This window comes from Massilia phosphatilytica, from assembly GCF_977014125.1.
In genome coordinates this window covers 1-2604 of sequence record NZ_CDRNIL010000073.1, presented here as the reverse complement: position 1 = coordinate 2604, position 2604 = coordinate 1, and the positions used below count along the sequence as shown (strand labels likewise).

General features: G+C 62.6%; 2 protein-coding genes and 4 pseudogenes. 2 read left to right on the top strand and 4 right to left on the bottom strand.

Annotated elements, in window-relative coordinates; genetic code table 11:
* Window positions 1-71 precede the first annotated feature (71 nt).
* Window positions 72-197: pseudogene (locus ACWNCF_RS02615) on the bottom strand (TetR family transcriptional regulator); the annotation flags it as partial.
* A gap of 140 nt (window positions 198-337) precedes the next feature.
* Here ACWNCF_RS02615 and ACWNCF_RS02610 point away from each other — a divergent pair.
* Window positions 338-809 (top strand): annotated as a pseudogene (locus ACWNCF_RS02610) (nuclear transport factor 2 family protein).
* A 9-nt stretch (window positions 810-818) separates the two neighbouring features.
* On the opposite strand, the gene sodC reads toward ACWNCF_RS02610, so the two are convergent.
* The 3 genes and pseudogenes from sodC to ACWNCF_RS02595 form a co-directional block, all read right to left on the bottom strand.
* Window positions 819-1349 (bottom strand): superoxide dismutase [Cu-Zn] SodC, encoded by a 531-nt coding sequence (gene sodC, locus ACWNCF_RS02605; RefSeq protein WP_449405911.1) that lies wholly within the window; start codon window positions 1347-1349, stop codon window positions 819-821.
* A 272-nt stretch (window positions 1350-1621) separates the two neighbouring features.
* Window positions 1622-2014 (bottom strand): isochorismatase family protein, encoded by a 393-nt coding sequence (locus tag ACWNCF_RS02600; protein ID WP_449405910.1) that lies wholly within the window; start codon window positions 2012-2014, stop codon window positions 1622-1624.
* A pseudogene (locus tag ACWNCF_RS02595) lies at window positions 1963-2290 on the bottom strand (DUF1348 family protein); the annotation flags it as partial. The gene ACWNCF_RS02600 and the pseudogene ACWNCF_RS02595, both read right to left, overlap by 52 nt.
* 139 nt (window positions 2291-2429) lie before the next feature.
* Here ACWNCF_RS02595 and ACWNCF_RS02590 point away from each other — a divergent pair.
* Window positions 2430-2549 (top strand): annotated as a pseudogene (locus tag ACWNCF_RS02590) (TetR family transcriptional regulator); the annotation flags it as partial.
* Window positions 2550-2604: the final 55 nt, after the last annotated feature.

Sequence of the window (2604 nt, the reverse complement as noted above, 5' to 3'; positions counted from 1 at the left end):
GTGGCCTACTTCGTTCAGTTGCGTATTGCTAAGGTTAAAACGGAGGAGTTAGTTGGATGATCCAGCACCTACAGCGACATCTTGGCGACGCCGGATTCCGCGACGATCCGGTCGATGCCGGTGGCGCGCAAACCGTCGCGGTAGAACAGGCGTTTGGCCGTGTCGAGGATGCGGTCGCGTGCGGAAGGATGGGCCATGGTCGTGATCGGGTCGGAATGCGGGACGCCATTATACGATACAGACCTGTCTAGCTCAACTAACAGGATGGATAGGCCACATGGGACCGGAATCGCATACGATACAGACCTGTCTACATCAATTCACGAAAGGAATCGCCATGTCCGAACCCCGCCCACCCTTCCCGCCGTTCACCCGCGAAACGGCGATCCAGAAAGTCCGCCTCGCGGAAGACGGCTGGAACAGCCGCGATCCGGAAAAAGTCGCGCTGGCGTACACGCCGGACAGTCTATTGGCGCAACCGCGCGGAATTCGTCGAGGGCCGCGACCAGATCGTGCAGTTCCTCGACCGCAAATGGAAAAAGGAACTGGACTACCGCCTGATCAAGGAACTCTGGGCCGTGGACGGCAACCGCATCGCCGTGCGCTACGCCTACGAATGGCACGACGATTCCGGCAACTGGTTCCGCACGTTCGGCAACGAGAACTGGGAATTCGACGAACACGGCCTGATGCAGCGGCGCTACGCTTGCCTGAACGACATGCCGATCAAGGCATCCGAGCGCAAATATCACTGGCCGCTGGGACGGCGGCCGGACGATCACCCGGGATTGTCCGACCTGGGCCTGTGAATCGTCCGGTTACTGGATGACGCCGCAGGCGATGCGTTCGCCGCCGCCGCCCAGCGGCTTCGGTTGATCCGAGAAATTATCGCCGCCGGCGTGGATCATGAGCGCCCTGCCCTTCACCTCGGACAGCCTGGTCAGGCGCGGCGCCGTCACCGCCGTGCTGGCCCCGCCGTTGTCCGACACCACGAGCGCCGGCAGATCTCCCAGGTGGCCGTCGCCGGACGGGCCGGCATGGTGTTTCGATGTCGCCGGGTCGAGGTGCCCGCCGGCCGCACCGGCCGCGACCTTTTTCCCATCCTTCTCGTTGACGCCGCAACTGGCGATTTCGTGCACGTGGAAGCCATGCGCGCCCGGCGGCAGGCTCGTCAGATTGGGGGTGAACACGAGGCCGTTCGCGGATTCGGTGACCGTCACGCTGCCGATCATCTTGCCGGTGCCGTCGGCGCTCACCAGGGTCATCGGGGCGTGCAACTGGTCGGCGGCCTGGACGCCGGCCGCTGCGGTGAGCGCACATGCGAGTGCGATGAGCGATTTCAAAGTCATGCCGTCTCCTTTGGGTTCTTTCAGGTTGGGAATGTGTCGCGGGGATAGTGTATTCGATAAAAATTGATCAAGGTGAACGGGATCGGAAGCTTGAGGTGACGCAACAAAGATCGCGGGCTCTGCGGGAACAATGGCGGGTCGGTGGCTGCTGCCACGACGGTGAGGAGACATCATGCTTGACCCCGCACGACCGGACCTGCCGGCGATCGACGCCTGGCTCAGGACGCCGGGGCAATCCGTCGAGCAGCGCTTCGCGGACGTGATGGCGCGGGTCAAGTCTCGGCTGCGGCGGGACTGACGGCCAGGACGTCATCGGTCGCGCGCACGTCGGCATACTCGCCGTGCAGGTTCGCCAGCGCCATCAGGTGGACGTCCTCGGCGCTGCGCAGCGTGCCGCCGAAGTCCGCCTTGTCGAAGGTAAAGCAGGCATCCGCCGCGACGATGGTCGAAAACCCCAGGTTGCCGGCCGTGCGCGCCGTCGCCTCGACGGAATTGTTCGTGCTCACGCCGGCAATGACGACGTGGCGGATACCGCGCGCATGCAGCCAACGTTCCAGCCCGGTATTGATGAAGGCATCCGGCACGTTCTTTTCGACGACGTGTTCGTCGAATTCCAGTTCTCGTTGCCGAACGTGCGGAACCAGTTGCCGGAATCGTCGTGCCATTCGTAGGCGTAGCGCACGGCGATGCGGTTGCCGTCCACGGCCCAGAGTTCCTTGATCAGGCGGTAGTCCAGTTCCTTTCCATTTGCGGTCGAGGAACTGCACGATCTGGTCGCGGCCCTCGACGAATTCCGCGCGGTTGCGCCAATGACTGTCCGGCGTGTACGCGAGCGCGACTTTTTCCGGATCGCGGCTGTTCCAGCCGTCTTCCGCGAGGCGGACTTTCTGGATCGCCGTTTCGCGGGTGAACGGCGGGAAGGGTGGGCGGGGTTCGGACATGGCGATTCCTTTCGTGAATTGATGTAGACAGGTCTGTATCGTATGCGATTCCGGTCCCATGTGGCCTATCCATCCTGTTAGTTGAGCTAGACAGGTCTGTATCGTATAATGGCGTCCGCATTCCGACCCGATCACGACCATGGCCCATCCTTCCGCACGCGACCGCATCCTCGACACGGCCAAACGCCTGTTCTACCGCGACGGTTTGCGCGCCACCGGCATCGACCGGATCGTCGCGGAATCCGGCGTCGCCGAGATCTAGCTGTCAGGTGCTGGATCATCCAACTAACTCCTCTGTTTGCAACCTAGCAAAC